The 25,651-nt window shown below is 42.0% G+C and carries 27 protein-coding genes; 16 read left to right on the top strand and 11 right to left on the bottom strand.

From position 1 onward, the window contains the following. Positions 1-14 precede the first annotated feature (14 nt). From B0O44_RS05195 to B0O44_RS05140, 12 genes are all read left to right on the top strand, one after another. The gene (locus B0O44_RS05195) at positions 15-515 is read left to right on the top strand and encodes a NuoI/complex I 23 kDa subunit family protein (RefSeq protein WP_110827828.1); all 501 of its coding nucleotides are present in this window, start codon (positions 15-17) and stop codon (positions 513-515) included. 77 nt (positions 516-592) lie between these two features. Beyond that, positions 593-1,090 carry an NADH-quinone oxidoreductase subunit J family protein gene (locus B0O44_RS05190; RefSeq protein ID WP_110827826.1) on the top strand — a complete coding sequence of 166 codons (498 nt, stop codon included), beginning with the start codon at positions 593-595 and terminating at the stop codon, positions 1,088-1,090. Next, complete coding sequence (nuoK, locus tag B0O44_RS05185; RefSeq protein ID WP_110827823.1) at positions 1,090-1,419, top strand: NADH-quinone oxidoreductase subunit NuoK; 330 nt, start codon at positions 1,090-1,092, stop codon at positions 1,417-1,419. The genes B0O44_RS05190 and nuoK overlap by 1 nt, the downstream gene beginning before the upstream one ends. Positions 1,420-1,442: 23 nt before the next feature. Then, on the top strand, positions 1,443-3,335 hold the full coding sequence (gene nuoL / locus B0O44_RS05180; RefSeq protein ID WP_110827821.1) for an NADH-quinone oxidoreductase subunit L: 1,893 nt from the start codon (positions 1,443-1,445) through the stop codon (positions 3,333-3,335). A 21-nt stretch (positions 3,336-3,356) separates the two neighbouring features. Continuing rightward, a complete protein-coding gene (locus tag B0O44_RS05175) occupies positions 3,357-4,823 on the top strand; it encodes a complex I subunit 4 family protein (protein ID WP_110827819.1) in 1,467 nt (488 codons plus the stop codon). 4 nt (positions 4,824-4,827) lie between these two features. Next, the gene (locus tag B0O44_RS05170; protein ID WP_110827817.1) at positions 4,828-6,201 is read left to right on the top strand and encodes an NADH-quinone oxidoreductase subunit N; all 1,374 of its coding nucleotides are present in this window, start codon (positions 4,828-4,830) and stop codon (positions 6,199-6,201) included. A gap of 46 nt (positions 6,202-6,247) precedes the next feature. Next, positions 6,248-6,910 carry a DedA family protein gene (locus B0O44_RS05165; protein ID WP_110827815.1) on the top strand — a complete coding sequence of 221 codons (663 nt, stop codon included), beginning with the start codon at positions 6,248-6,250 and terminating at the stop codon, positions 6,908-6,910. Between the two features lie 3 nt (positions 6,911-6,913). Further along, positions 6,914-7,465, top strand: coding sequence for an inorganic diphosphatase (locus tag B0O44_RS05160; protein ID WP_110827813.1), 552 nt, complete (start codon positions 6,914-6,916; stop codon positions 7,463-7,465). Beyond that, positions 7,465-8,790: a hemolysin family protein gene (locus B0O44_RS05155; RefSeq protein WP_110827811.1), complete on the top strand. Its 1,326-nt coding sequence runs from the start codon at positions 7,465-7,467 to the stop codon at positions 8,788-8,790. The genes B0O44_RS05160 and B0O44_RS05155 overlap by 1 nt, the downstream gene beginning before the upstream one ends. A gap of 11 nt (positions 8,791-8,801) precedes the next feature. After that, on the top strand, positions 8,802-9,512 hold the full coding sequence (locus B0O44_RS05150; RefSeq protein WP_110827809.1) for a 16S rRNA (uracil(1498)-N(3))-methyltransferase: 711 nt from the start codon (positions 8,802-8,804) through the stop codon (positions 9,510-9,512). Next, positions 9,509-10,168, top strand: a complete 660-nt coding sequence (locus B0O44_RS05145; RefSeq protein WP_110827807.1) for a DUF4159 domain-containing protein — start codon at positions 9,509-9,511, stop codon at positions 10,166-10,168. The genes B0O44_RS05150 and B0O44_RS05145 overlap by 4 nt, the downstream gene beginning before the upstream one ends. A gap of 3 nt (positions 10,169-10,171) precedes the next feature. Next, entirely contained in the window at positions 10,172-10,672 is a 501-nt protein-coding gene (locus B0O44_RS05140) for a biotin/lipoyl-containing protein (protein WP_110827804.1), read from the top strand. A gap of 55 nt (positions 10,673-10,727) precedes the next feature. Here the strand turns inward: B0O44_RS05140 and B0O44_RS05135 are convergent, their stop codons facing one another. Further along, positions 10,728-12,341, bottom strand: coding sequence for an SUMF1/EgtB/PvdO family nonheme iron enzyme (locus B0O44_RS05135; RefSeq protein ID WP_110829129.1), 1,614 nt, complete (start codon positions 12,339-12,341; stop codon positions 10,728-10,730). A gap of 454 nt (positions 12,342-12,795) precedes the next feature. Here B0O44_RS05135 and ispF point away from each other — a divergent pair, with 454 nt between their 5' ends. Continuing rightward, positions 12,796-13,287, top strand: coding sequence for a 2-C-methyl-D-erythritol 2,4-cyclodiphosphate synthase (gene ispF, locus B0O44_RS05130; RefSeq protein ID WP_110827802.1), 492 nt, complete (start codon positions 12,796-12,798; stop codon positions 13,285-13,287). A 38-nt stretch (positions 13,288-13,325) separates the two neighbouring features. Here the strand turns inward: ispF and B0O44_RS05125 are convergent, their stop codons facing one another. From B0O44_RS05125 to B0O44_RS05090, 8 genes are all read right to left on the bottom strand, one after another. After that, entirely contained in the window at positions 13,326-13,856 is a 531-nt protein-coding gene (locus B0O44_RS05125; protein ID WP_110827800.1) for a YceI family protein, read from the bottom strand. An 83-nt stretch (positions 13,857-13,939) separates the two neighbouring features. After that, positions 13,940-14,530: a Crp/Fnr family transcriptional regulator gene (locus B0O44_RS05120; RefSeq protein ID WP_110827798.1), complete on the bottom strand. Its 591-nt coding sequence runs from the start codon at positions 14,528-14,530 to the stop codon at positions 13,940-13,942. A 17-nt stretch (positions 14,531-14,547) separates the two neighbouring features. Next, the gene (locus tag B0O44_RS05115; RefSeq protein WP_110827796.1) at positions 14,548-14,706 is read right to left on the bottom strand and encodes a FeoB-associated Cys-rich membrane protein; all 159 of its coding nucleotides are present in this window, start codon (positions 14,704-14,706) and stop codon (positions 14,548-14,550) included. Between the two features lie 50 nt (positions 14,707-14,756). Further along, positions 14,757-15,950: a hypothetical protein gene (locus B0O44_RS05110; protein ID WP_110827794.1), complete on the bottom strand. Its 1,194-nt coding sequence runs from the start codon at positions 15,948-15,950 to the stop codon at positions 14,757-14,759. Further along, positions 15,943-16,779, bottom strand: coding sequence for a type 1 glutamine amidotransferase (locus B0O44_RS05105; RefSeq protein WP_110827791.1), 837 nt, complete (start codon positions 16,777-16,779; stop codon positions 15,943-15,945). The genes B0O44_RS05110 and B0O44_RS05105 overlap by 8 nt, the downstream gene beginning before the upstream one ends. Further along, a complete protein-coding gene (locus B0O44_RS05100) occupies positions 16,780-17,883 on the bottom strand; it encodes a carboxylate-amine ligase (protein ID WP_110827789.1) in 1,104 nt (367 codons plus the stop codon). It lies immediately after the preceding gene. A gap of 38 nt (positions 17,884-17,921) precedes the next feature. Further along, positions 17,922-18,974, bottom strand: a complete 1,053-nt coding sequence (locus B0O44_RS05095) for an ATP-grasp domain-containing protein (RefSeq protein ID WP_110827786.1) — start codon at positions 18,972-18,974, stop codon at positions 17,922-17,924. A gap of 68 nt (positions 18,975-19,042) precedes the next feature. After that, entirely contained in the window at positions 19,043-19,747 is a 705-nt protein-coding gene (locus B0O44_RS05090; RefSeq protein WP_110827784.1) for an esterase family protein, read from the bottom strand. A gap of 185 nt (positions 19,748-19,932) precedes the next feature. On the opposite strand from B0O44_RS05090, the gene B0O44_RS05085 reads away from it, so the two are divergent. The 3 genes from B0O44_RS05085 (at position 19,933) to B0O44_RS05075 (ending at position 23,530) form a co-directional block, all read left to right on the top strand. After that, positions 19,933-20,745 carry an alpha/beta hydrolase gene (locus tag B0O44_RS05085; RefSeq protein ID WP_245943595.1) on the top strand — a complete coding sequence of 271 codons (813 nt, stop codon included), beginning with the start codon at positions 19,933-19,935 and terminating at the stop codon, positions 20,743-20,745. Positions 20,746-20,854: 109 nt separating this feature from the next. Then, on the top strand, positions 20,855-22,663 hold the full coding sequence (gene typA, locus B0O44_RS05080; protein WP_110827778.1) for a translational GTPase TypA: 1,809 nt from the start codon (positions 20,855-20,857) through the stop codon (positions 22,661-22,663). 150 nt (positions 22,664-22,813) lie between these two features. Beyond that, positions 22,814-23,530, top strand: a complete 717-nt coding sequence (locus B0O44_RS05075; RefSeq protein ID WP_110827776.1) for a 3-ketoacyl-ACP reductase — start codon at positions 22,814-22,816, stop codon at positions 23,528-23,530. Positions 23,531-23,590: 60 nt separating this feature from the next. Here the strand turns inward: B0O44_RS05075 and B0O44_RS05070 are convergent, their stop codons facing one another. Next, positions 23,591-24,349, bottom strand: a complete 759-nt coding sequence (locus tag B0O44_RS05070; protein ID WP_110827774.1) for a glycosyltransferase family 2 protein — start codon at positions 24,347-24,349, stop codon at positions 23,591-23,593. After that, entirely contained in the window at positions 24,346-25,614 is a 1,269-nt protein-coding gene (locus B0O44_RS05065; protein WP_110827771.1) for a glycosyltransferase family 4 protein, read from the bottom strand. The genes B0O44_RS05070 and B0O44_RS05065 overlap by 4 nt, the downstream gene beginning before the upstream one ends. Positions 25,615-25,651 lie beyond the last annotated feature (37 nt).

Here is a 25,651-nt window from a genome sequence, read left to right as displayed (position 1 = left end):
ATAGAGGAGGTTTAATGGAACCATTAACCAGTAAGAAGAAAGTACTTGAACAAAAACCATTGACGCTGGCAGAGCGCATGTATCTGCCTGCTATTGCAAAGGGAATGTCAATTACCATCAGTCACTTTTTCAAAAAAGAAGCGACCATCAGGTATCCGGAGGTAGAGCGGGAGTTCTCTACAAATTTCAGGGGCATGCATTCCCTGAAAAGAGATGAGGACGGCAGGGAACGCTGCACCGCCTGCGGACTGTGTGCCTTATCTTGTCCTGCAGAAGCCATTACCATGATTGCTGCAGAACGCAAACCGGAAGAGAAAGCATTGTACAGAGAAGAAAAATATGCTTCTGTATATGAAATCAATATGCTGCGCTGCATTTTCTGTGGTTTGTGTGAGGAAGCATGTCCTAAAGAAGCCATTTATCTGGATGGACCGATTGTTCCTGCGGATTACCTGCGTAAAGATTTCATTTACGGGAAAGATAAATTGGTGGAAGCACCTCTGGAAAAAAAATAAAGAAATGGCCTCTGGCCTTTTAGTATAAACAGTTTAATACATTTGTCGCTTTTAAACGGCTTTAAAAAAAATAATAAATGGGTACATCTGTATTCTATGTCGTAGCAGCTTTAAGCATTTTCTTTTCACTGATGGTGATCTTTTCAAAGAACCCGGTGCATAGTGTGCTGTATCTGATCGTAACCTTCTTTACGTTCACGGTTCATTATATTCTGCTGAATGCGCAGTTTCTTGCGGTGGTGAACTTTATTGTGTACATGGGCGCCATTATGGTCTTGTTCCTTTTTGTGCTCATGCTGCTCAATTTGAACAAAGACAACGAGCCCTCTAAATCTAACCTGATTAAGGTGGTGGGTATTATTGCAGGTTGCTGCCTGGTGGTGACCCTGGTGGGCTCTTTAAAGGCCACTGCTATTTCAAATCCTTTAATATTGAAAAATCCTGACCTTGGACTGGTTAAAAACCTGGGCAAGGAATTATTTGGGCCGTTTATGCTGCCATTTGAATTGTCTTCAATTTTATTGCTGACAGCAATGGTCGGGGCGGTATTGTTAACTAAAAAAGAAAAAGTATAGTGGAGCATTTAACGCAAGAACTACAGGGAGTGCCCTTGAACCATTACATATGGCTCAGTGCAATTATTTTCACCATTGGGGTAATCGGGGTATTGACCCGCAGAAACGCCATTGTGATTTTTATGTCGGTGGAACTGATGCTGAATGCAGTGAACCTATTGTTAACGGCTTTTTCTGTGCACAATAACGATCCTTCGGGACAGGTTTTTGTGTTTTTTATTATGGCCCTGGCTGCTGCCGAGGTTGCTGTAGGACTGAGTATCATCGTGATGGTTTACCGGAATACCCAGTCAACGGATATTAATGTATTGAATCGCCTTAAGTGGTAATTATTAAAGTATAGAATTATAAAATGATAGATTTAGTTTGGCTGGTTCCGTTGATTCCTCTTTTAGGCTTTATTATTAATGGTCTTGGAAGGAATACATTATCAAAAAACCTGATCGGGTTTATTGGAAGCGCTGTGATTTTCATTTCCTTTGCCATTAGTGTTGGTATTTTCTTTGCATTGGGTGCGGATGCAAATAAGTCACATGAGATCTTTCTTTTTGACTGGATCAGTGCCGGAAGCCTGCACATCCCGCTTTCTTTTCTGGTGGACCCGCTAAGCAGCATTATGCTGCTGATCATTACAGGGGTTGGTTTTCTGATCCATGTATATTCTATTGGTTATATGCACAGCGATGAAGGTTTCGGAAAATTTTTCAGTTACCTGAACCTGTTTATTTTCTTCATGTTGCTATTGGTCCTTGGATCAAATTATATTGTCATGTTCATTGGCTGGGAAGGGGTGGGCTTGTGTTCTTACCTGCTGATCGGTTTCTGGTTTACTAATAGTAGCTATGCTTCTGCAGCTAAAAAAGCTTTTGTCATGAACCGTATTGGTGACCTGGGTTTTCTGATTGCCGTATTTTTAATTTTTACCACTTTTGGAAGTGTAGAATTTTCTAAAGTATTTCCTCAGGCTGCCCAGCTGATGCCTGGTCATGCCACGATCATATTGATTACTTTATGTTTGTTTATCGGGGCCTGCGGTAAATCTGCACAAATTCCTTTGTTTACCTGGCTGCCGGATGCGATGGCCGGACCAACTCCGGTTTCTGCGCTGATCCACGCGGCAACAATGGTTACAGCAGGTATCTATATGATTGCCCGCTCAAGTGTTTTATTTGATCTGGCACCTGTTATCCAGCACCTGATCGCGATCGTCGGACTCGCTACTGCTGTACTGGGCGCCCTGATTGCAATTACGCAGACGGACATTAAAAAAGTCCTGGCCTATTCTACCGTGTCGCAATTGGGTTATATGTTTTTAGGTTTGGGGGTAGGCGCTTATGATGGTGCGTTTTTCCACGTGATTACCCATGCCTTTTTCAAAGCATTGTTGTTCCTTTGCGCAGGATCGGTCATTCATGCCATGCACCATGAGCAGGACATGAGACATATGGGCGGTTTACGTAAAAAATTACCGATTACTTTCTGGACCATGCTCATTGGTACCATTGCCATTTCAGGTTTACCTCCATTTTCGGGTTTCTTTTCAAAAGACGAGATCCTGGCGCATGCTTATGAATCGAATAAAATCATTTGGGCCATTGGCGTTTTTACAGCATTTTTAACAGCTTTTTATATGTTCAGAATGCTGTACCTGACTTTTTACGGAAAGTACAGGGGAACCCACCATGCCCAGGAACACATTCATGAATCTCCTGCCAGCATGACCATTCCATTAATTGTATTGGCGGTTTTATCTGCAATAGGTGGTTTTATTGGTGTTCCGGAATCCCTGGGGGGGCATCATTGGTTGTCGGGATGGTTAAGCCCTGTGATCGGCCATCATGCGGAAGCACCAGACCATGCAACCGAATATATGCTAATGGCCATATCGGTTGTTGGCGTGCTGATCTCTATTGGTTTTGCTTATGTAAAATACAACAAACAAAATCAGGTCCCTGTGGCAGATGAAGCAAAAAGATCTGTCCTGGAAAATCTTTCTTATCATAAATTCTATATTGATGAAATATATGATGCAGTGATCAGGAAACCTTTAGATGCATTTTCTGCTTTCTTCTACAAAATCGTAGACCGTAAAATAGTGGATGGAATTGTCAATGGTTTAGGCTGGGGAACCACCGAGGCCAGTAAAGGATTGCGTTTATTGCAAAGTGGAAATGTGGGCTTCTATATTTTTATGATGGTTGCCGGAATCATTTCCCTGTTATTGTATACTTATTTATCTATCTAAAAGATCGTTCAAGAAAACATAATGGAACAACTTTTAATACTTCTTATATTTCTACCACTGGCTGGCGCTTTAGTGACGGCATTTGCCGGAAAAGCAGCAAAATATGCCGCTTTGGTTTCCGCAATTGTCTCCCTGGTTTTAACAGCGGTGCTGACCTGTAATTTTATACCGGATGCAAGTACACAGTTTGTACTGAACTATCCATGGATCCAGGACCTGGGAATTAATTTTCACGCAGGTATTGACGGAATTAGTTTGATTACCGTATTGCTGACCAATTTGCTGATCCCGGTGATTATCCTTGCCAGCTATGGCCATGATTATAAACGGGCAAATGCTTTTTATGCACTGATTTTGTTTATGCAGACAGGGTTGTTGCTGGTGTTTACCGCACTGGATGCTTTCCTGTTCTATATCGGATGGGAAGCAGCACTGATCCCGGTTTATTTTATCTGCGCGGTATGGGGTGGAAAAGATCGTATTAAAGTGAACATGAAGTTTTTTGTGTATACCATTGCGGGCTCTTTATTCATGCTGCTGGGTATCATTTATTTGTATCTGCAGAACCCGCTTCACAACTTCGATATCCAGGCCTTTTATAAACTGAACCTGGATGCTGCACAACAGGGCTGGATTTTCTGGTCTTTCTTTATTGCATTTGCGATAAAAATGCCCGTATTTCCTTTTCATACCTGGCAGCCCGACACGTATACGGAAGCGCCGGCAACCGGAACGATGCTTTTGGCGGGTATTATGCTGAAAATGGGTATTTATGGCGTGATCAGGTGGTTGCTACCGATTGTACCTCATGGGGTACAGGATTGGGGTACAACAGCCATTGTTCTTTCCATTATTGGAATTGTATATGCCTCGCTGATTGCTTTTACTCAAAAAAACGCAAAACGTCTGGTCGCTTATTCTTCCATTGCCCACGTCGGATTGATTTCTGCCGGTATTTTTGCTTTGAATACGCAAGGTATGCAAGGTGCAATGATCCAGATGCTAAGTCACGGAATTAACGTCGTCGGACTTTTCTTTGTGCTGGATATTATTTTTAACCGCATGAAAACCAATAAAATTGCAGATCTGGGCGGAATCGCAAGCGTTGCACCACAATTGGCCATTACTTTTTTGATTATTGTATTTGGAACGGTTGCTTTACCTGGAACAAATGGCTTTATCGGAGAGTTTTTATTGTTGATCGGAATTTATCAATACAACATATGGGCAGTGGTGATTGCCGGCTTAACGGTCATTTTTGGCGCAGTATATATGCTTAGAATGTATCAGGGAGTGATGTTGGGTAAAACCAATGAACTTACCATCGGTTTTAAGGATATTAAAGGTTCAGAGAAACTGGTTTTATATATCATTTGTGCATTGATCCTGATATTGGGGGTTTATCCAAAACCTGTCCTTCACTTATCTGAAGCTGCAGTACAACAATTAATAGAACAGGTCAATCAAAAATTAACATCGGTAAACTAAGGAAATGAATATCATTATAACAATTGCGGTTACAGCTTTAGTCGTGCTTTATGCAGGTTTGTTTAAAGCTAAAAAAGCATTATTACCTATTTCCCTTATTGGACTGCTGGGTTCCCTGGTTTTTGTTGTCAGCTCCTGGAATACCGCTCAGGTGTTTTATGGAATGATGCAGATGGACAATTTTGCCCTGGCTTTTTCTGGTCTGACCATTATAGGTACAATGCTGATCCTGTTGCTGACTCAAAATTACTTTGCCAAAGACAGTGAGAATATTGCCGAATACCTGTGCCTGATTCTTTTTGCACTTTGCGGTATTGTAATTATGGTTTCTTATAAAAACATGTCCATGCTGTTCATCGGTTTGGAAATTATGTCTGTGAGTTTGTATATCCTTGCAGGGATCAGAAAAAATAATTTTGCTTCCAACGAAGCTTCTTTAAAATACTTCCTGATGGGCGCCTTTTCTACGGGCTTTTTATTGTTTGGAATTACGCTGATTTATGGTGCTTCGGGCTCTTTTGACCTCGATGCCATCAATAAATACCTGGTCGGAAATTATACTTCGGTATCTCCTTTGTTTTATACAGGCGTTATCCTGATGCTGATTGGATTGAGTTTTAAGGTAGGGGCTGCACCTTTTCATTTCTGGACACCAGATGTGTATGAGGGATCTCCAAGCCTGATCACTTCTTTTATGTCTACAGTGGTTAAAACTGCTGGCTTTGCGGCCTTCCTGCGTTTGTTTGCAGATACATTTGCGCCTTTGCATGATTTCTGGCTGATGCCTTTGATGGTGATTGTTTTCCTGACCTTGCTGATTGGTAATGTGACAGCCCTTTTTCAAAAGAATTTCAAAAGAATGCTGGCCTATTCCAGTATTTCACACGCGGGTTATCTGTTGTTTTCGCTGGTGGCTTTAACGTCCCGGTCTGCAAATAATGTTTTGGTTTATGCTGCAGCCTATACTTTTGCAAGTATTATCGCCTTTGCGGTCCTGATTTTGGTTAAACAGAAAACCGGAAACGACAATTTTGAAAACTTTAACGGACTGGCCAAAAGAAATCCTTTTGCCGCTCTGGTCCTTACTATTGCCATGCTGTCATTGGCTGGTATTCCATTGACGGCCGGTTTTATCGGTAAATATGTCATGTTCCTGAATGTCATGACGGAATATCAGGTTTATCTGGTGGCCTTTGCAATTTTAAATGCACTGGTGGGCTTTTATTATTATTTCAGGGTAATTGTTGCCATGTATTTTAAAGAGGGCTCAGAAATCGTGCTGGAGACTCCTGTACAATACAAAGTGGTTTTGCTGCTTTCGGTAGCCATTACGCTTGTATTAGGCCTTTATCCTTCGGTAATTTTAAATCTGATATAAGGGTCTTGTCTTGATAATTATTTGTAGTTTTACGAATAATTGAACTATGCAGGAATTCTGGAATTCGTTACAGCACTTCATTGATCCCGAGAAATTATTGAAGGGAGGCGGTTTTTACGTATTGTTATTTGTGATTTTTGCAGAGACAGGCCTGTTTTTTGGTTTTTTTTTGCCAGGGGATTACCTCCTTTTTCTGGCGGGAATGTTTGTTGCTACGGGTAAACTGGATGTCAATATTTATGTCTTGATCGGCGGACTATTTGTCGCAGCTGTGGCAGGAAATTTTACCGGTTATTGGTTCGGAAGAAAAACCGGACCGGTTTTATACGACAGGAAAGACAGCTTTTTCTTTAAAAAAAGATACCTGAAGGCAGCTGAGGAGTATTACCATAAACAAGGCGCTTTTGCGCTTATTATGGGCCGTTTTGTGCCAATAGTAAGGACTTTTGCCCCCATCTTTGCAGGGGTGGTCAAGCTCGATTTTAAAAAATTTGCATTTTATAATATTGCAGGTGGATTATTATGGATCTCCTCCTTAACTTTGCTTGGCTATTTTTTAGGCAGGAAATTTGAGAAAGAAATTAACCATTATCTATTATATATAATAACTGGATTTATTATCATTACCACGATTCCTTTGATCATCGCATTTGTGAGAAAGAAAGTGACAACCGGTAATAATGACAATACAACAAACACTGATAAATAAAAAATGACTAAAGACGATCACCATCCGTGGCATAACGTTTCTCCGGGCAGTACCTTGCCTGAATTTGTAAATGCAATTATTGAAATTCCTAAAGGATCAAAAGCAAAATATGAGATAGACAAAGAATCCAATCTGATTAAATTGGACCGGGTATTATTCTCTTCTGTAATGTATCCGGCTAATTATGGTTTTATTCCTCAAACCTATTGTGACGACAACGATCCATTGGATATCCTGGTTTTGTGTTCCGTAGATGTGTACCCTTTGTCTATTGTAGAAGCAAAAGTAATCGGGGTGATGCATATGGTGGATAATGGTGAGCAGGACGATAAGATCATTGCAGTGGCCAAAAACGACATGTCTGTAAATTACATCAACGACATTTCTGAATTGCCTCCACACACCATGAAGGAAATTGTAAGGTTTTTCCAGGACTATAAAGCATTGGAAAACAAAAATGTAACTATTGAACATTTGTTAGGTGTAAAATATGCCTATAAAGTAATACAGGAAAGTATAGAGCTTTACGATAAAACATTTAGAGACAATTCTTAATGGGCTTTCAGATATTTTTAACCTTTTTTCTGGTTGTGCTGAATGGTTTTTTCGTTGCGGCTGAGTTTGCAATCGTAAAGGTACGTGCATCACAAATAGAAATTAAAGCTAAATCGGGTAGTCGTGTAGCGAAAATCGCTAAATACATTACCCAACATTTGGATGGATACCTGGCTGCCACGCAGTTGGGTATCACCTTGGCATCTCTTGGATTAGGCTGGGTTGGAGAATCTGTAATGGAGCATCTTTTGCATAATTTGCTAACGGTTTTGGGTTCTAGTCCGGAGTTTATTGATTCTTTTTCAAAGACTGCGGCGCCCATTATTGCATTTTGTTTTATTACCATTATGCACATTGTATTTGGTGAACTTGCCCCAAAATCGGTTGCCATACAGCGCCCGGTGGCGACAACTTTGTTTGTTTCGTTGCCATTGCAGTTGTTTTATGTGGTATTCCGCCCTTTTATCTGGTTGCTCAATGGTTTTGCCAATGTGATCCTTAAAGCTTTTGGCATCAATACGGTCGGCGGTCACGAAGCTGTCCACAGTACAGAAGAGCTGTATTATTTGTTAGACCAGGGGAAGGAAAGCGGTGCGCTGGATACCAATGAACATGAGCTGATCAGAAATGTATTTGATTTCAATGAGCGTGTGGTCAAAAATATCATGGTCCCAAGAACCAAAATTTCCGGTATCGAACTTCATACACCTAAAGAAGAGGTGATTGAAATGATCATTGCCGAGGGCTATTCCCGTCTTCCGGTGTATGATGACATCATTGATAAAATTATAGGAATCATTCATGCGAAGGATGTTTTGCCTTTGCTGGCAAGCCATAAGGACTGGACCCTGCAGGACATTATCCGTAAACCTTATTTTGTTCCGGAAACCAAAAAGATCAATGATCTTTTAAGTGAACTGCAGCAGAAAAGAATACAGATTGCCATCGTTATTGATGAATTTGGTGGTACGGCCGGTATGGTGACCCTGGAAGACATTGTAGAGGAAATTGTGGGAGAGATCCAGGATGAGTACGATGAGGAGAAACCAAACGTGGAGAAAGTTTCCGATACCGAATTTATCATTAATGCCTATGCGACAGTGTATGACGTGAATGAACACTTACCACATGATCTTCCCGAAGATGAGGATTTTGATACCGTAGGTGGCCTGGTTTCCCATGCATTCGGAAGAATTCCCGAGGTAGGGGACAGTGAAGAATGTTATGGTTACCTTTTTACGATTTTAAAGAAAACCGAACAAAATATTGAAACCATAAAGCTCGAACTGGTATTGAATAAGGAAGATATGGTTAACAATCATTAATTTCTTTCGATATGCATCTTTTTTATACCCCAGACCTTTATCCTGAAGTCAAAGAATATACCTTAAATGAGGAAGAAAGCAGGCATTGCACTAAAGTACTTCGTTTAACTATAGGTGATGTTGTTTTTTTGATTGATGGAAGAGGTACTTTGTATGAGGCTAAGATACATTCAGAAAGTAAAAGAAATGTTGGCCTGAATATTATTCATGTTCAGCAGGAATACCAGAAGCGCAACCACCACCTGAATATTGCTGTTGCACCCACAAAAAATATTGACCGTATAGAATGGTTTCTGGAAAAAGCAACAGAAATAGGCATAGACGAGATTACACCGGTCATCTGTGAGCGTTCCGAAAGAAAAGTAATCAAAGAGGACCGCTTGTTTAAGGTGATTACCTCGGCAGTGAAACAATCTCAGCAAGCCTATCATCCGGTATTAAACCCGGCCTTATCTTTAAGTGATTTCCTCAAAAAAACGACTGCGGGATCAAAAATGATTGCGCATTGTATAGCAGGCGAACCCCGGAAATATATTCAGGAGCTGATCCGGCCCCATGGGAATTACCTGATACTGATTGGACCGGAAGGGGATTTTAGCCCTGCCGAAATACAATTGGCTTTGCAGAATGACTTTAAACCTTTAACTTTAGGTAATACACGGCTCAGGACCGAAACCGCAGCACTTGCGGCCTGTTTTGAAGTGAATTATTTAAACAGATGAGATTAAAGTTCATTTTTCTTTTGCCTTTCTTCTTTTTTATATGCAGCAGCTTTATTCCGCCGACTTATAAACTGGCAAAGCTAAAGTACAGTGGCGGTGGCGACTGGTATGCCAACCGGACGGCATTACCCAATTTGATCAGTTTTTGTAATCAATCACTTTCAACCAATTTTGATGCTGAAGATGCTGTTGTAGAGGTCGGGAGCCAGGAGTTGTTTAATTATCCTTTTGTTTACCTTACAGGCCATGGAAATGTTGTGTTTAGTGAGGTGGAAGCAAGCAACCTGAGAAAATACCTAACCGGTGGGGGCTTCCTTCACATCGATGACAACTATGGACTGGATAAGTTTATCAGAAGGGAAATGAAAAAGGTGTTTCCGGAGTTGTCCTTTATTGAATTGCCAGCCAATCATCCCCTATATAACCAGCACTATAAGTTTCCTAAAGGCTTGCCAAAAATTCATGAACATGATGGAAAGCGCCCCCAGGGTTTTGCTTTGATCTGGAAAGGACGTTTGGTTTGTTTTTACACTTATGAATGCGATCTGGGGAACGGCTGGGAGGATTATGGGACTTACCCTTCCGATACACAAGAAAAGAGAACAGAGGCGCTAAAAATGGGCGCAAATTTAATACAGTATGTTTTAACGCAATAGGATATGTACAAGGTAAAGGTAAACGATAAGTATAACTTCGAAATTGAAGCCGATCATAAGGAATTAAAAGTAAATGGTGAAGCCCTGCAGATAGATGTTGCGGTTTTACCCGGCGGGCACCGTCATGTTCTTTATCAGGGGAAATCTTATAACGTAGAAATTGTTTCGCAGGATAAGGCAGAAAAAACAACCGAAATAAAGGTAAACGGCCGGATGTATACCGTAGCGGTTGAAGACCAGTTTGATTTGTTGCTCAAACAGCTGGGAATGGATAACCTGTCTTCGCAAAAGGTGCTGGAAATTAAGGCCCCAATGCCCGGATTGGTGTTGAAGGTGCTGGTTGAAGAGGGACAGGAGGTTAAAAAAGGGGATAACCTATTGGTGCTTGAAGCCATGAAAATGGAAAATATTATTAAATCAAGTACGGATGGTGTAGTGAAAAAGGTGCAGGTGGCACAAGGGGATAAAGTAGAAAAGAATGCGGTTTTACTGCGGTTTAACTAAATCATTGTTCTTGTAAAAAAGAAAGGGCCTTTTCATTTGAAAAGGCCCTTTCTTTTTATCTGGATTTAAATTTCTTTGCAGGTTTTACTTTGAATTCTGGTTTTCCTGCCGTGCTGATCTCTGAAGCACCGAGCATGGTCATGGCACATCTGAAACCGATGTCGGCTGAAGATTCATCCTGTTGCAGGAACCTCCTTGTCGCTGGATTCAGCCAAATCGCCTGGTCATTCCAGGAACCGCCTTTATAAACTCTGGATTTGTTGTTCACAAGAGTAGTCTCTCCGTAGAGTCCGTTTTCTCTGTCCCTGTAGCCCCTCTGGTCGGCATAAGAGGTCGCAGATGCTGCTTTTGCTTTGGCCGTAGAGTCAAGTGCAGCAGCAGTCGTGTTTGCGGCCTGTCTTTCTGCCCAGGTTTGTTTTTTTGCATTTACTGCCGGAACCAGTACCGGGTTATTGTATTTATCCTTGGATATTTTACCGGTTAAAGGATCCATCACCTTTTTATCCTGGTAGAAATTTCCGCGGTAAGGGTTTAACGGATCAACCGCCTCGAAAGTCGTTGGACGATACACATCGGCAACCCATTCATTAACATTCCCAGCCATATTGTACAGGCCAAAATCGTTAGGTGTAAAGGATCTGACCGGGGAGGTAATAGAACCTTTATCATTCAGTGCGCCACCTACACCCATGTAATCTCCTTTGGTTCTTTTAAAGTTGGCCAGAATTAAACCGCGGGTTCTTTTTTTAGCAGAGCTTAAGCCCAATCCGTTCCATGGGTATATTTTATTGGCATTAATGTTTTCATATTGGGTATTACCGATCAGGCCCAGAGCTGCGTATTCCCATTCGGCCTCTGTCGGAAGACGATAGGGTTGCTTTAAAATACCATCTTCCAGTCGGACATTACGGGTAGGCAGGCCTTTTCCGTTTGCCGCAGTTCCGGCTTTCGCATTCGGGCTTAAATCTTTCATCGCCTTTTTACCCTTGTCATCATATTGGCCGTTTAAATATACATCTGTATTAAAAGCTTCTGTTGGCCTTGGTGAAGAAGCGACTGCAGCGCCGGGTTTACCACCCCCATTCAGATCTTTGAAAGAGGTCATATAACCACGCTCCCGTAAAAGGGTTTCATTCACGCGGTCTGTTCTCCATGCGCAATAGCGATTGGCCTGTTCCCAGGTAATCCCCACCACAGGATAATCTGCATAGGCCGGGTGCCGAAGGTAGTTGTCTACGTAAGGCTCGTTATAAGAAAGTGGTCTTCTCCAGACCAAAGTATCGGGAAGTTCATTGTAATAATACTCATGGTCATCCGGATAAGTTCTTCTGATCCAGTCTAAGTATTCGAGCCAGTTGGTGTTGGATACTTCGGTTTCGTCCATATAAAAGGAAGAAACAGTGGTTTCCCTTTTCTGGTTATAATTTCCAAGCTCCTGTCCCGGTGCATCAATTGCACTGCCACTCATGACAAAAACACCACCTTCTATTTCTACCAGACCGGGACCTGGTCCTCTTTTAAACTTATTGTTGACCTGAAAGCCCCCATATTCCTTTTTGTTATAGGCCATTCCTGTTTTATCGGATACCCCGCTTTTTTTAGAGGAGCATGCCGTAAACAGCGTTATGGTCATTAAAATGGAAAATGAATATAAGTACACTTGTTTCATCGGGATATAATTTTGGTTTTTAACGGTCATGAAGCTTGCAAAGCTTGTTTGTTATATTTTGTAGGTGATCAGCTTAGCAGGTTTCATCGGGATAATTTTTTGGCTTATGATACTGCTTTCAGCAATATTCAATTCACTGTAGGTTTGAATTAATTTGAATTAATAGATTTTGTCGATTGATATGAGCATTATATGAGGTGAATTGTAGGTAATTATTTCTTCAAATATAGACAGTCCTAGCAGTCTAACAGCTAAAATTACATAAAAAAAGAATTATGCACCAAAATATTTATTAGAAAGCAGGGCATTTGATCTAAAATTCTTCAGTGGTCCGGTCGTTATGCGCAAAAGCTTTAAAGAGATGGAATACTTTGAAAATAGAGACAGTGGTGTTAACTTGCGGCACAATGCCTGCGGCGGGGTGCTTCAGGTTTTATGTTTAGTGTAAAAAATCATGAAAATTAAAGTAGGTTTTGGCTTTGACGTACATCAGTTAAAGGAAGGGCATCCGTTTGTGCTTGGGGGGGTGAATTTAGAGCACCATAGTGGTGCCTATGGCCATTCTGATGCAGATGTGTTGCTACATGCCATTTGCGATGCCCTGCTGGGGGCGGCAAACCTGAGGGACATTGGTTTTCATTTCAAAAATACAGATCCGAGATGGAAGGGGATCAGCAGTATATTACTGCTCCAGGAAACGGTAAAATTGCTGGATGAAAAGGGCTGGTCAATTGGGAACATTGATGCCATGCTGTGCCTGGAAGCCCCAAAAATCAATCCCCATATTCCACAAATGCAAAAAAATATTGCTGATGCGATCCACATGTCCCAGGAGGATATTTCCATTAAAGCGACAACCAATGAGCAAATGGGCTTCATTGGAAGAGAAGAGGGGGTGGTCGCTTATGCCGTTTGTCTTATAGAAAAGGCTTCCGGAAATCGGTAATTGATCCGGAAGCCTCTTGTTTATTTCTTATTGATGTTTTAAGCTTGTTTAACAAATTGCAGTTCTGCCATAATGCGTACTTCTTCACTAACCATGACACCTCCTGTTTCCAGGGCCGCATTCCAGTTCAGGCCAAAGTCAGTTCTTTTGATTTTTCCGCTTAAGGTAAAGCCGGCTTTTACATTTCCCCAGGGATCTGTTGCAATTCCACCAAACTCCACATCCAGTTTCACAGATTTGGTTACCTCTTTAAGGGTCAGCTCACCGGTTAATTTATAATCATCGCCATCTTTAACCAAAGCGGTCGATTTGAAAGAAATAACCGGATATTTTTCGGCATCAAAGAAATCGCCGCTTTTCAGGTGGTTGTCCCTGTCTGTATTGCCTGTGTCTATAGAGGATGTTTTTGCTTCAAAGGAAACTTGTGCATCATTAAAATCATCAGCCTGCGAAACCAGTTCAGCACTGAAATCGTTTAGTTTGCCGGTAACGGTGGTAATCATTAAGTGTTTTACCTTGAACTGCAGTTCGCTGTGGGTTGGGTCCAATACCCATTTTGTAGTTGCCATAATTTTTAATTTTTGATTGATTAATAATACAACACAAAATTACGGCCAGGGCTGGACCTGTACATTGATGTATGGTAAGAAAATTAAGGGTGGAAATGTTTGTGGGCAAGGTCTTTACGGACCCGGCTTAGGGATTCCGGGGTGATGCCCAGATAAGAAGCAATCATCCATTGAGGAACCCTGAGGGTAAGGTTGGGATACAGTTTAATAAAATCGAGATATCTTTCCTCGGCTGTTGCACTGAGTAACATATTGATCCGTTTTTGCATAAAACGGATGCTGTTGTGTAAAATATTGCTGTTCAGATCATACATGCAAGGCACATGCTTCGCTGCATCGTCTATGAAATTTTTGGGGATTACTACAGCAACGGTAGCTTCAATGGCGTCTATAAAAAACTCAGAACCTTCATTAAACAGGTAACCATTCCGGTCAGAAATCCACCATTGTTCAGGCGCAAATTGTATAATGTGTGTTTTGCCTTTTGCATCAATAGAATAACTTCTGAGCAGGCCGCTTAGTACAAAATAACCATGCGTAGAGACTGTACCCTTCATCAGGATCATCTCATTTTTGTCAAAATTTTTCACTTTAAGTTTGCTGGAGATGAGCCCAAACTGCTCATCGCTCAGGTCTACTTTCTTTTGTAAATAGCGCTTGAACTCTTCTAACATAAGTTTATAGATGTAATCTATTTGTTTTTTGGTTCGATATTGGAAAAATCTACTCCGCATTTACAATTGGATCCGCAGCCGCCTTTTTTAGGAGACACAGACCTGTAAATAATGCGGCCAATATAGAACAATGCGCCAGCAAAAAGAATGATTACTAATATGGTTTGAATATCCATAATCCAAAATTAGGTAAACAATGTTTTTATGTCGTCTTTCAAATGTAAATTTACGTTTCCATTAATCCAACCGTTCCCCCGACCCAGTCAAAGTCTTTATTATAACGGACCCCGATCATTTTCCCCCGGCTTAGACGGGCCAGATTGATACATAACTGGGGTTCTTCTCCATCTGGCCATACATACATCAAACGGATTTCTGCTTTAACATTACCGTCGAGTGCCTTAACTACGGGCTCGTACTGTACTTTTCTTTGTAAGACCCAATGCTCGGGATCGGTAATTTGCCGAATGTCATCCGGGCTTACATCAATCACCACACCTAAACCGGCAAATGAAAACAAGGGCTTTAAAACATAATTTTCAAGATCATCAGGAATAACCTTTATTTCGTTTAAAAAACGGGTCTGGGGAACAAATTCGCTTTTCAGGAAGGGCATGGTGTACTTGCTGATCCGGTAAAACCAGTTGGGGTGGGTGATCCACTCTATGTCTGTTTGCTCACGCGGGTCGAAACCGAGTTTAAAAATATCTTCACGGCTGGTTACCTCATCAAAAATCAGACGGTTATAAATGCGTTTCAGACGGATTTTTTCTCCGTTTTCTATATAGAACAATTGTGTCCCTTCTTTGAAGATGTCTGTGAGGCTGAGGATTTTAATGCCAAGTAAACCTGCGGTGATGAAAAAATCTATAGCTGTCTTTTGCTGGGGGGCATCTATATCCATTAAAGCAACCTCATGGGGCTGGTGCCGGCCAACGATGACCTTTTTAAGCAGTTGAATATAGGTTTCTTTATCGAGTCCGTTAAAATAAGGGCTCCATTGGGCCAAGTTGTCGAGCTCGTAAGCTTTTCGGTAGTGCTCGGCCAGATGGGATTGAAAACCATAAAGGGATGGAAATCCCTGCATTTCGATCAGCTTGGGGACCAAACGGCCTTCTTCATTTTTGCAGATCCCAAAATCAAAAGTCAGAAAATGTGGCTGGTCATTTTCATTGGGCACTTCCCACTCAGGGGGAATGGCCTTTTGTGTGATGGTTTTGAAATCGGGTTGTTTGATGAGCCTGATGATGTCTTCTCCGGCTGCAATCAATTGCATTTTAAGGTCTTGGGGAATAAACAAAGGGGTTTCGGCAACGCGAAATGAAATAGGCGGATAGCCGCTGGTCAAATTTTCCAGCAGCGTGTCGTATTTTTTAGAAGTAAAATTGCTGTTGAAGTGATTTCTGTAATGTTCAATCATGGTCTGTCTCCTGCAAAATTTGAATGGCTTCTTTTAAAAAATTAGGGAGAATTGTCTTTTGCGTCAGGGATATCCGCTGCGGATCATCCAGGCTTTCCAGCATGTCATGGTACTTATCTGCTCCATGCGCATCGGTAATGGCCTTTTTTCTTTCCGGCTGGAGTAAATACATTTTCATGCCAATCGGATCTGCCTCGGGATGAAACTGTGTCCCTACAAATTCCTTTGAAAAGCGGATGGACATGATACAGCGTTCCAGTGCCACATGCGGGCGTTCTTTTTCAATGGCCAGAATTTCTGCCCCGCTGCCACTAAACTTATCCTCATCGGGAGAAATGACCTGCCAATCCCTGCTGTCTACGGCGTAGAAAGGGTTTGGCAAACCCTCAAAAATGGAATCCTGTTCCCCGGCCACGCTAAGGGTAATGGGGAAAATGCCAAAGGCATTGGATTTTCTTTTAGTGACTTTGCCCAAACCGTATTTTCTGCAGGCCAGCTGGAAAGAGTGACAAATGAGAAAGACATATTTCTTATGAACCTGTGTTTCATTGATTTCCTGCAATTGGTCCAGCAGGCAAAAAAAATCTTGTTCCCATTGTTGATTTTCTCCCTCATAAGGGCTTCCCGGTCCGCCCGAAGAAATGTATATGTCGTAGCTGGTGTCTGGGATTTCTCCTTTTAACCTCAAGTCAAAAACTTCAAAGGAAAGATCCGTGCCGGTTTCCTCGGGATAACGGCCCAGTATTTCCAGGATGCCCCGCATCCCCTGGTTGAGCCTCCCGTTATTCATGTCAATAACCGCAACTTTAATGGTTCTGTTTGTTGTCATTTATCGGGTCCCGGTTAAAGTTTGTGTGGTAATGTAATCCACTACAGATTCAAAGCTTCGGGTTTGTTCATAAACTGCCAGCTGGCGATCGGCACCTGTTCCGTTTTGTAGTATTTTATGCACATAATTCATGTCTTCCCTGCAGCCCAGGTCGTCGACAACATCGTCAACAAAATCGAGCAGCTCCAGCACAAGGTTACGGCAGTTTACTTCCATTTCTTTTCCGAAATCGATCAGGTTCCCATCTATTCCATAACGTGCGGCCCGCCATTTGTTCTCATTGATCAGCGCTCTTGAATAACTGATGAACTTCATGTTCTGCAGTCTTAATTTGTATAGTTTGGCACATAATGCCTGGAACAAAGCGGTAAAGGCCATCGTTTCATCAATTAACATCGGACAATCGCAGATCCTGAATTCTATCGTTTCAAAAAAGGGGTGTACCCGGATGTCCCACCAGATCTTTTTGGCATTGTCGATGCTATTGGTTTTGATCAGGAGTTTTACATAGTTGTCATAGTCTTCTATGCTGTTAAAAATGTCCGGGATTCCAGTCCGTGGAAATTTATCAAAAACTTTGGTCCGGAAAGATTTATAGCCCGTATTTCGGCCTTCCCAGAAAGGTGAGTTTGCGGACAAAGCAAAAACATGGGGAAGGAAATAACGTACCTGGTTGGCAATATGTATGGCCAGTTCCCTGGACTGAAAGCCCACATGTACATGTAAGCCAAAAATAAGGTTGGAGCGGGCGGCTTCCTGGAGCTCATTGACAATTTCACTGTAACGTGGGTGTTCTGTAATGAGCTGTTTTTCCCAGTGGGAGAAAGGATGGGTTCCTGAAGCTCCGATTCTGAGGCCTTGTTCTCCGGCCAGCTGTGAAACCGTATGCCTGAGTTGGGTAATTTCCTGTCTGGCCTGTTCTGTATTTCTGCAGATTCCGGTTCCAACTTCTACAACGGCCTGGTGCATTTCGGCTTTGACCTGGTCTTTGTGTATTTTTTGAGCGGCTTCTACAATTTTTTGGTCATGAGAGGTCAGTTCCCTGGTAACGGGGTCTATGACCATGTATTCTTCTTCTATGCCGAGGGTAAAATCATTCATCATACGATTGTTGTTTAAGGTTCATGGAGATCATAAGATGATTAGGCTTTTTTGGATTTCACCGGACTGCTGCTCTTTGGCTTGGCTACCGTTTTTACGATCGGTTTTGCCTTGGCTGCGGGAGTTTTAACTGGTGCGGGAACTAAAGCTTTGCCGGCCGCTGAGGTTTTTATGTATTCTCCCCAGGTTAAATTATCCTGTCCTTTCTTATGGGCTTTGGCTCTTTCTATCGCGTATTTTGCAGCGGTTTCTACTACCCAGTCAAAATTTTCCTGACCTACGCTGGTCACTTCTGCATCCGGGGCCGGGTTACAGAAATCTATGGCATAAGGAATGCCGTCCCTTACGGCAAACTCCACCGTATTGAAGTCATAACCCAGGTATTGATTTAGTTTGATCACATAATCGTGAATGGTTTTTAGTAATTTCTCGCTGGATGGTGGATTGTCTACGACATAGCGCAGGTGCGAAGGATTACGGGGTTCATACTGCATAATCCGGACATATTTGCCGCCAATGCAGTAGCACCTGAAATATTCTTCGAATATAATTTCTTCCTGCAGCATCATTACTGTTTGTTTGGTTTGGCTGTGTTTGTGAAAAAAGTCCTCCTGGTCATGGAGTTTATAAACTTCTTTCCAGCCCCCGCCATCAAAAGGTTTCATATAAGCCGGAAAACCGGTGTATTCAAAAATAGCACTCCAGTTTAAAGGAAAAGCCAGGTTGCTGAAGGATTGTTCAGAAGTATCATCGGGGCGTTCTTTGGAGGGGATAAGGGCTGTTTTGGGCACCGGGATGCCTAATTTTACGGCCAGGGCATTGTTAAAGAATTTTTCGTCGGCACTCCACCAGAAAGGATTGTTAATCACTGCAGTTCCCGTAATGGCTGCGTTTTTTAGTGCGGCCCTGTAAAAAGGGACATCCTGGGAAATGCGATCGATGATCACTGCATAATCGAGGCTTTCTGCCTGGAAAATTTTGTCAATGCTGACAAATTCCGCCTGAATGTCTTTGCCTGCAATTTCGTTGACTTTTTTGACAAAAGCTTCCGGAAAGGATCTTTCCTGACCGAATAAAATACCAATTTTCTTCATAGGTTTTAATTTTTACGGGTGAATTGTTTTGTTGCTGATGAAAGGGTTAACATATGGGATGAGGTATTTTAAAGTTGTGAAAGGTATTCGGGAAACATCTGTCTCCAGATGACCCAGTCATGTTCTGCATTGGGCCGGATATCCAGCCAATGCCGGATCTGTTTTTGGTTTAATATGCCGGACAAACGCTCATTATCTGCCCTGCAGATGTCTCTGTCTGCGGAACCTAATACGATTTTTAAGTTCCATAGTTCAGGATTATGATCATTTGGCAGAAAATCAACAGGATTATTGAAATAAACATCATCGTTGTAAAAGCCATCAAGCTGGCCCCGGATATCAAAAGCGCCACTCATACTGAAGAGATGACTGACTGTCCAGGGGTGCCTGAATGCAAAATTTGCGGCATGATAACCTCCGAAACTACAGCCGGCTGTAATCACCTTGCTGCAACCGGTTTCCTGTTTGGCCTGGGGTACAACTTCCTCCAGGAGCATTTTGTCATACCAGATGTGATTTTTTACCCTGTCTGCCGGATGGACGCTGGTATTGTACCAGCTAAGGGCATCAATACCGTCAGGACAATAGACTTTAACCCTGCCGCTCTCAATAAAATAAGAGATGGATTCTATAAGTTTAAAATCCTTGTTTTCATAATAACGCCCCTTACTGGTTGGAAAAAGCAATAAGGGCAATCCGCTGTGGCCAAAAGTGAGCATCTCGAACTCTGCACTCAGATTGGGGCTATACCATTTTATATAGTCTTCTTGCATAGATCGGGAATTTAGCTGCTAAAAGGTAAGAAAGAACCTTTTTATATACAAGTGTGTTGCGTTTTTTGTTGCTATAAATCTGCATTTTAAATAAAAATGTATTGTGTGGTGTTAAAATTTATCAGGATTGGTAACTTTGCATAAATATTTGTGAGAAAGGGGATCGCTGAATTATGTATACCACTATGTTATCGTCAGAAGTTATTAAAACGACGCATCAAATCCAATCATCCTGTTTAAAAAGAACCGTTGAGTTTAACCTGTATATTCCAGATGAGCTGATGGGCAATGAAACCGTTCATCTGCTGTTGCTCAATGATGGACAGGAGGCCGACGCACTGGATATGGAAGGGATGCTTTCTGATTTATATACTTCAGGAAAAATTGAAACCCTGGTGGTTGCCGCGGTAAAATCTTCACAGGAACGTTTACAGGAATATGGAGTGGCCGGTGTTCCTGATTATTTAAACAGAGGCTCAAAAGCAGATTTGTATACTCAATTTGTAAAGGAAGAGCTTTTACCCTTTATTGAGGCGCAGGTTGCTGTCCCTCTTACAGGAACAAGGGCTGTTGCCGGATTTTCCCTGGGCGGGCTTTCTGCTTTTGACCTGGTTTGGAACAACGATCAGCTTTTTGATGTAGCAGGGGTTTTTTCGGGTTCTTTCTGGTGGAGGAAAAAAGATCTTAAACAGGGGTATCAGGAAGACAGGGACAGGATCGTTCACCAGATGATACGTCATACTGCTGGGAAACCTGCAGTCCGCTTCTGGTTGATGACCGGAACAGAGGATGAAACTGCGGACCGGAACCGGAATTTTATTATAGATTCCATCGATGATACGATTGATGTGATCAAAGAGTTGAAAAATAAAGGCTATCATCGCCCTGATGAGGTATTTTATTATGAAATGGTGGGTGGTAAACATGAGATCGGGACCTGGGCCAAAGCGATGCCCGCATTTTTGACCTGGGCATTTGGAAGAAAACCAAAAGTTTAGTTTTGATTTTGGGTTTTTGCATAGCACGGATTTTCTTGCAAATACGTAACTAATAGGCTGATATATCGATTAAAAATCTTATCTTTGCGCCAAATTTACGGCGCATTATATGCAAAAAATAAGAAATATAGCTATTATAGCACACGTTGACCACGGTAAAACTACACTGGTTGATAAGATTTTACACACCTGTTCCATCTTTCGTGATAACGAACAAACAGGTGACCTGATACTTGACAACAATGACCTGGAGCGTGAACGTGGGATTACCATCGTTTCCAAAAACGTTTCTGTCAGATACAAAGATTATAAGATCAACATTATTGATACGCCAGGTCACGCCGATTTTGGTGGTGAAGTGGAACGTGTACTGAAAATGGCCGATGGTGTCTTGTTGCTTTGTGATGCTTTTGAAGGTGCCATGCCTCAAACCCGTTTCGTTACACAAAAAGCACTTGCACTTGGCTTAAAGCCTATTGTTGTTGTGAACAAAGTCGATAAAGAAAACTGTCGTCCTGAAGAAGTTTATGAACAAATCTTTGAATTGTTCTTCAACCTGGAAGCAACAGAAGAGCAATTGGATTTTCCTGTAATTTATGGTTCATCGAAACAAGGATGGATGAGTACAGATTACACCAAACCAACAACCGATATTTTCCCTCTTTTAGATGCTGTTGTAGAGCATATTCCTGCTGCACCGGTAAATGAGGGTACTTTGCAGATGCAAATTACCTCATTGGATTATTCTTCTTTCGTAGGACGTATCGCCATTGGACGTGTTCATCGTGGAGTGATTAAAGAAAACCAGCCGGTTACTTTGATCAAACGCGATGGAAAAACCGTAAAGTCAAGGGTAAAAGAACTCTATACTTTTGAAGGACTTGGTAAAATCCGTGCACAAGAAGTGAAATCTGGTGATATCTGCGCTGTAGTTGGTATTGATGGTTTTGAAATTGGTGATACAATTGCTGATTTTGATGCTCCGGAACAACTTCCTGTGATCAAAATTGATGAGCCAACCATGAACATGTTGTTCACCATCAATAACTCTCCTTTCTTTGGAAAAGAAGGTAAATTTGTGACTTCTCAGCGGATTAAAGAACGCTTGTACAAGGAAATGGAGAAAAACCTTGCCCTAAAGGTTGTGGAAACAGAGTCTCCTGATTCTTATCTGGTTTATGGAAGAGGTATCCTCCATTTGTCTGTATTGATCGAAACCATGCGTCGTGAAGGTTACGAAATTCAGGTTGGACAGCCACAGGTTATCGTTAAGGAAATTGATGGTAAAAAATGTGAGCCGGTTGAAACCCTGATTGTGGATGTACCAGGAGAAGTGGCCGGTAAGGTTATTGAGTTGGTTACCCAGCGTAAAGGGGAGCTTTTGATTATGGAACCTAAAGGTGATTTACAGCATTTGGAATTTGAGATTCCTTCCCGTGGTATCATCGGTCTTAGGAACAATGTTTTGACTGCAACTGCAGGGGAAGCAATTATGGCACACCGTTTTAAAGCTTATGAGCCTTGGAAAGGTGTAATTCCTGGAAGATTGAACGGTGTACTGGTTTCAATGGACAAAGGAACTACAACAGCTTACTCTATTGATAAATTACAAGACCGTGGCCGTTTCTTTGTGGATCCGGGAGCAGATATTTACGAAGGACAGATTCTTGGAGAACATATCCGTGATAATGACCTGGTGATTAATATTGTTAAAGGGAAAGCTTTAACAAACATGCGTGCTTCAGGTACGGATGACAATACCCGTATTGCCCCTGCAATTAAATTTTCACTGGAGGAAGCAATGGAATACATCCAGGCGGATGAATATATTGAGATCACACCGGTAAGTATGCGTTTACGTAAAATTTATTTAACAGAAAACGAGCGTAAAATTAATGCTAAAAAATTCCAGTCTTAATTAGCGGCCGGATAAATTATATAAGCCTGTAAACATTTGTTTACAGGCTTTTTTTATGATTTTGTTTTGGTTAAGGGAATGTAAAGCTTAAACCTTTCAGTCGTTTTAAGGATTATCTTTTCTAGATTTGGGTTTAAATAGTTGAATATTATGGAGTCATTACAAGGAAAAAATGCACTGATTACTGGTGCAGGAAAAGGAATAGGAAGGGCCTTGGCAATTGCCCTTGCCCAGGAAGGCGTAAATATTGGTTTAGTGGCCAGAACAAAAGCCGATCTGGAAAATGTTCAACAGGAACTGAAACCTTTTGACGTGAAAACAGTTGTTGCCGTCGCAGATGTAGCCGATATGGAAGAGGTGAATGCGGCAGTTGAAAAAGTGAGGCAGGGGTTAGGTCCTATTGATATTCTGGTTAATAATGCCGGGATTGGTAGTTTTGGTTCTTTCCTGGAGCTGGAGCCGGCCCGCTGGGAACAAATCGTTAAAGTAAACCTATTTGGGCCATATTATGTAACCAGAGCTGTTTTGCCGGATATGATTGACAGAAAAACTGGTGATATTGTAAACATTTCTTCTACGGCCGGAAAAAATGGTGCCGCGGTAACCAGCGCATATAGTGCTTCAAAGTTTGCCTTAATTGGTATGTCTGAATCGTTGATGCAGGAGGTTCGTAAACACAACATCCGGGTAAGTACTTTAACCCCCAGCACCATAGCAACCGATATGGCTAAAGACCTGAAACTGACCGACGGTAATCCTGAGCGGGTCATGCAAGCGGAAGATTTTGCAGAACTGATTGTTGCCCAGTTAAAGCTCAACCGCAGGGTTTTTGTTAAAGAAGCAGGTTTATGGTCTACAAATCCATAAAATAGCGTATTGGCTGGCGGAATATTCTGGAACTATTCCGCCGGTCTTTAATGGTGGTGTTTAATCATTTGTCCGGCCGTGGCGGACAAAGTATTTTGTGAGGTTCAAAGCAATCAAAAAATGATTGAACAGGTTTGGAATGAAGCCGTAATATTTGCTGAATATCCTGAAACGTTCTTTAAGGCTTTCCAGGTGTTTTTTTTTGGATACCCCGCCTACAAGATATTTGGCGACATAGCGTCTGGTATTTACAGCAGAAGTTGCTTTTTTTGCCGCCTTAATGATCCAATCAATATCTGAACTGTATTTGTATTGAAGATCGTAGGGGCAGGTCAGGCTTCTTTTAACGTAAATGGCCTGATGGCTGATGTTCATTCCATATCTGAAGCTTTTCCAGTTGAAGTTTTCGGGCGCCTTATGCCTTCTTTGACCAAGACTTTCCCAGTTTTGGTTAAACATTTCTGTTTCGCCGTAGTAGATATCTGCAGAGGTGGCACTTTTGAATACTTCGGCCACCGTGTCACTGGCGTATATTTCGTCTCCAGAATTCATAAACAATACATAATCTCCTGTAGCGAGGGCGAGCCCCTTGTTCATGGCATCGTATATACCCTTATCGGGCTCCGAAATATATTTTGCCAGTCTGGTTTCATATTTTTGAATGCGCTCTTTTGTTCCGTCAGTAGAAGCCCCGTCAATGAGGATGTATTCGATGTAAGGATAACTTTGGCCCAGAACAGAAAGCATGGTACGTTCAATATCTTTTACATTGTTATAAACGATTGTAATTACAGATAAACTGGGTTGGGCTGCTGTCATGCGTTTAGTAAGGATTGATAGACTTTTATATACTGGCGGGCGATGTTTTGATTGTTGAAGCTCTGCAGGACCTTGTTGCGGGCCTGAGCAGACACCTGATCTGATTGATCTGTAAACAACATTTGATGAATTCCATTGGCAAGATCCCGGGCGGATTTGAATTCAGCAAGATAGCCGTTTTGCTGGTGGTCGATCATTTCTGGTAATCCACCGGTATTAAAGGCCACCACGGGTGTTCCGCAAGCCATGGATTCCATCACCGTGTTGGGCAGATTGTCTTCTATGGAAGGCATCACAAATACATCTGCAAGACTATAGATTTCGCTAAGGTCCTTTTGTGAACTGATGGTGTTTAGTTCCTGTACCGTAAAAGGCAGTTGACTGGTGTCAAAATGTTTGTTTTTACCAAAAATTAGTACTTCAACCGGTACGGGCTGTGGGTAATGTTCCTTCAGGTAGTTCAGGGCCTCTACAAGATAACTGATCCCTTTACGCCGGTCACCAATATTGGCCGCACCAAACAAGATCACCTTGCTGTCTGGACTAATGTTCCATTTGATCCGTGCAATGGCTTTATCCTGGGGGCTGTACAGACTGGTGTCAATGGGGTTTGGGATGGCTTGTACGGGAAAGCTTTTTAGTAGGGAGCTTTGACGCGCTACAGAGGCCAGCCATTTGCTGCAGGTCACAAAATTGATGTTTTGTGCAGCGAAATATAAGTTTTGTTTAGCGAGCCAGCCGATATGCGATATATCGTCCGGGGCAGGTTGTCTTAAAAAAAAGCAATTACCGCATTCATGGGTAAAGTGATTGCAGGTCCCGGCATAGTGACAGCCACCAGTGAAGGTCCACATGTCGTGCAGCGTCCATACGATGGGTTTGCCCAGCTGGACCAGTTCTTTTAAATCCCGAATAGAAAGAAAGCCGGAATTGGTCCAGTGGAGGTGCAAAATATCGGCCTGTTTAACCAATGGTTCATTGGCGATACTCGTACCGGCATTGGCTGTTGAAAAAGCAAAACGTACAGATTTATCTTTTTCCTGAAAAAAGATAAAGGGCAGACGTTCGTAAAGGAAATTAAAACGGGCTTTTAACCTGCGCCACCAATTGTTTTCAACTTCCTCAACAGCGTTTTCGTTTGTTTTTTTTTGCCCGGCCAGGAAGCTTACCGCAACGTTTTCCGATGCCAATGCTTTTAATAAACGCATGCTTGCCACAGGGGCCCCTCCGCCGGCATCAGATGTATTGATTAAAGTTACCTTCATGAATAGAATTCGTATTGGCGCATTAGAGGCAAAAATA

It is taken from the genome of Pedobacter nutrimenti (assembly GCF_003208655.1).
Lineage (GTDB): Bacteria > Bacteroidota > Bacteroidia > Sphingobacteriales > Sphingobacteriaceae > Pedobacter > Pedobacter nutrimenti.
The sequence above is the reverse complement of the archived record's forward strand: the minus strand, read 5'-3'. Positions and strand labels throughout refer to the sequence as shown.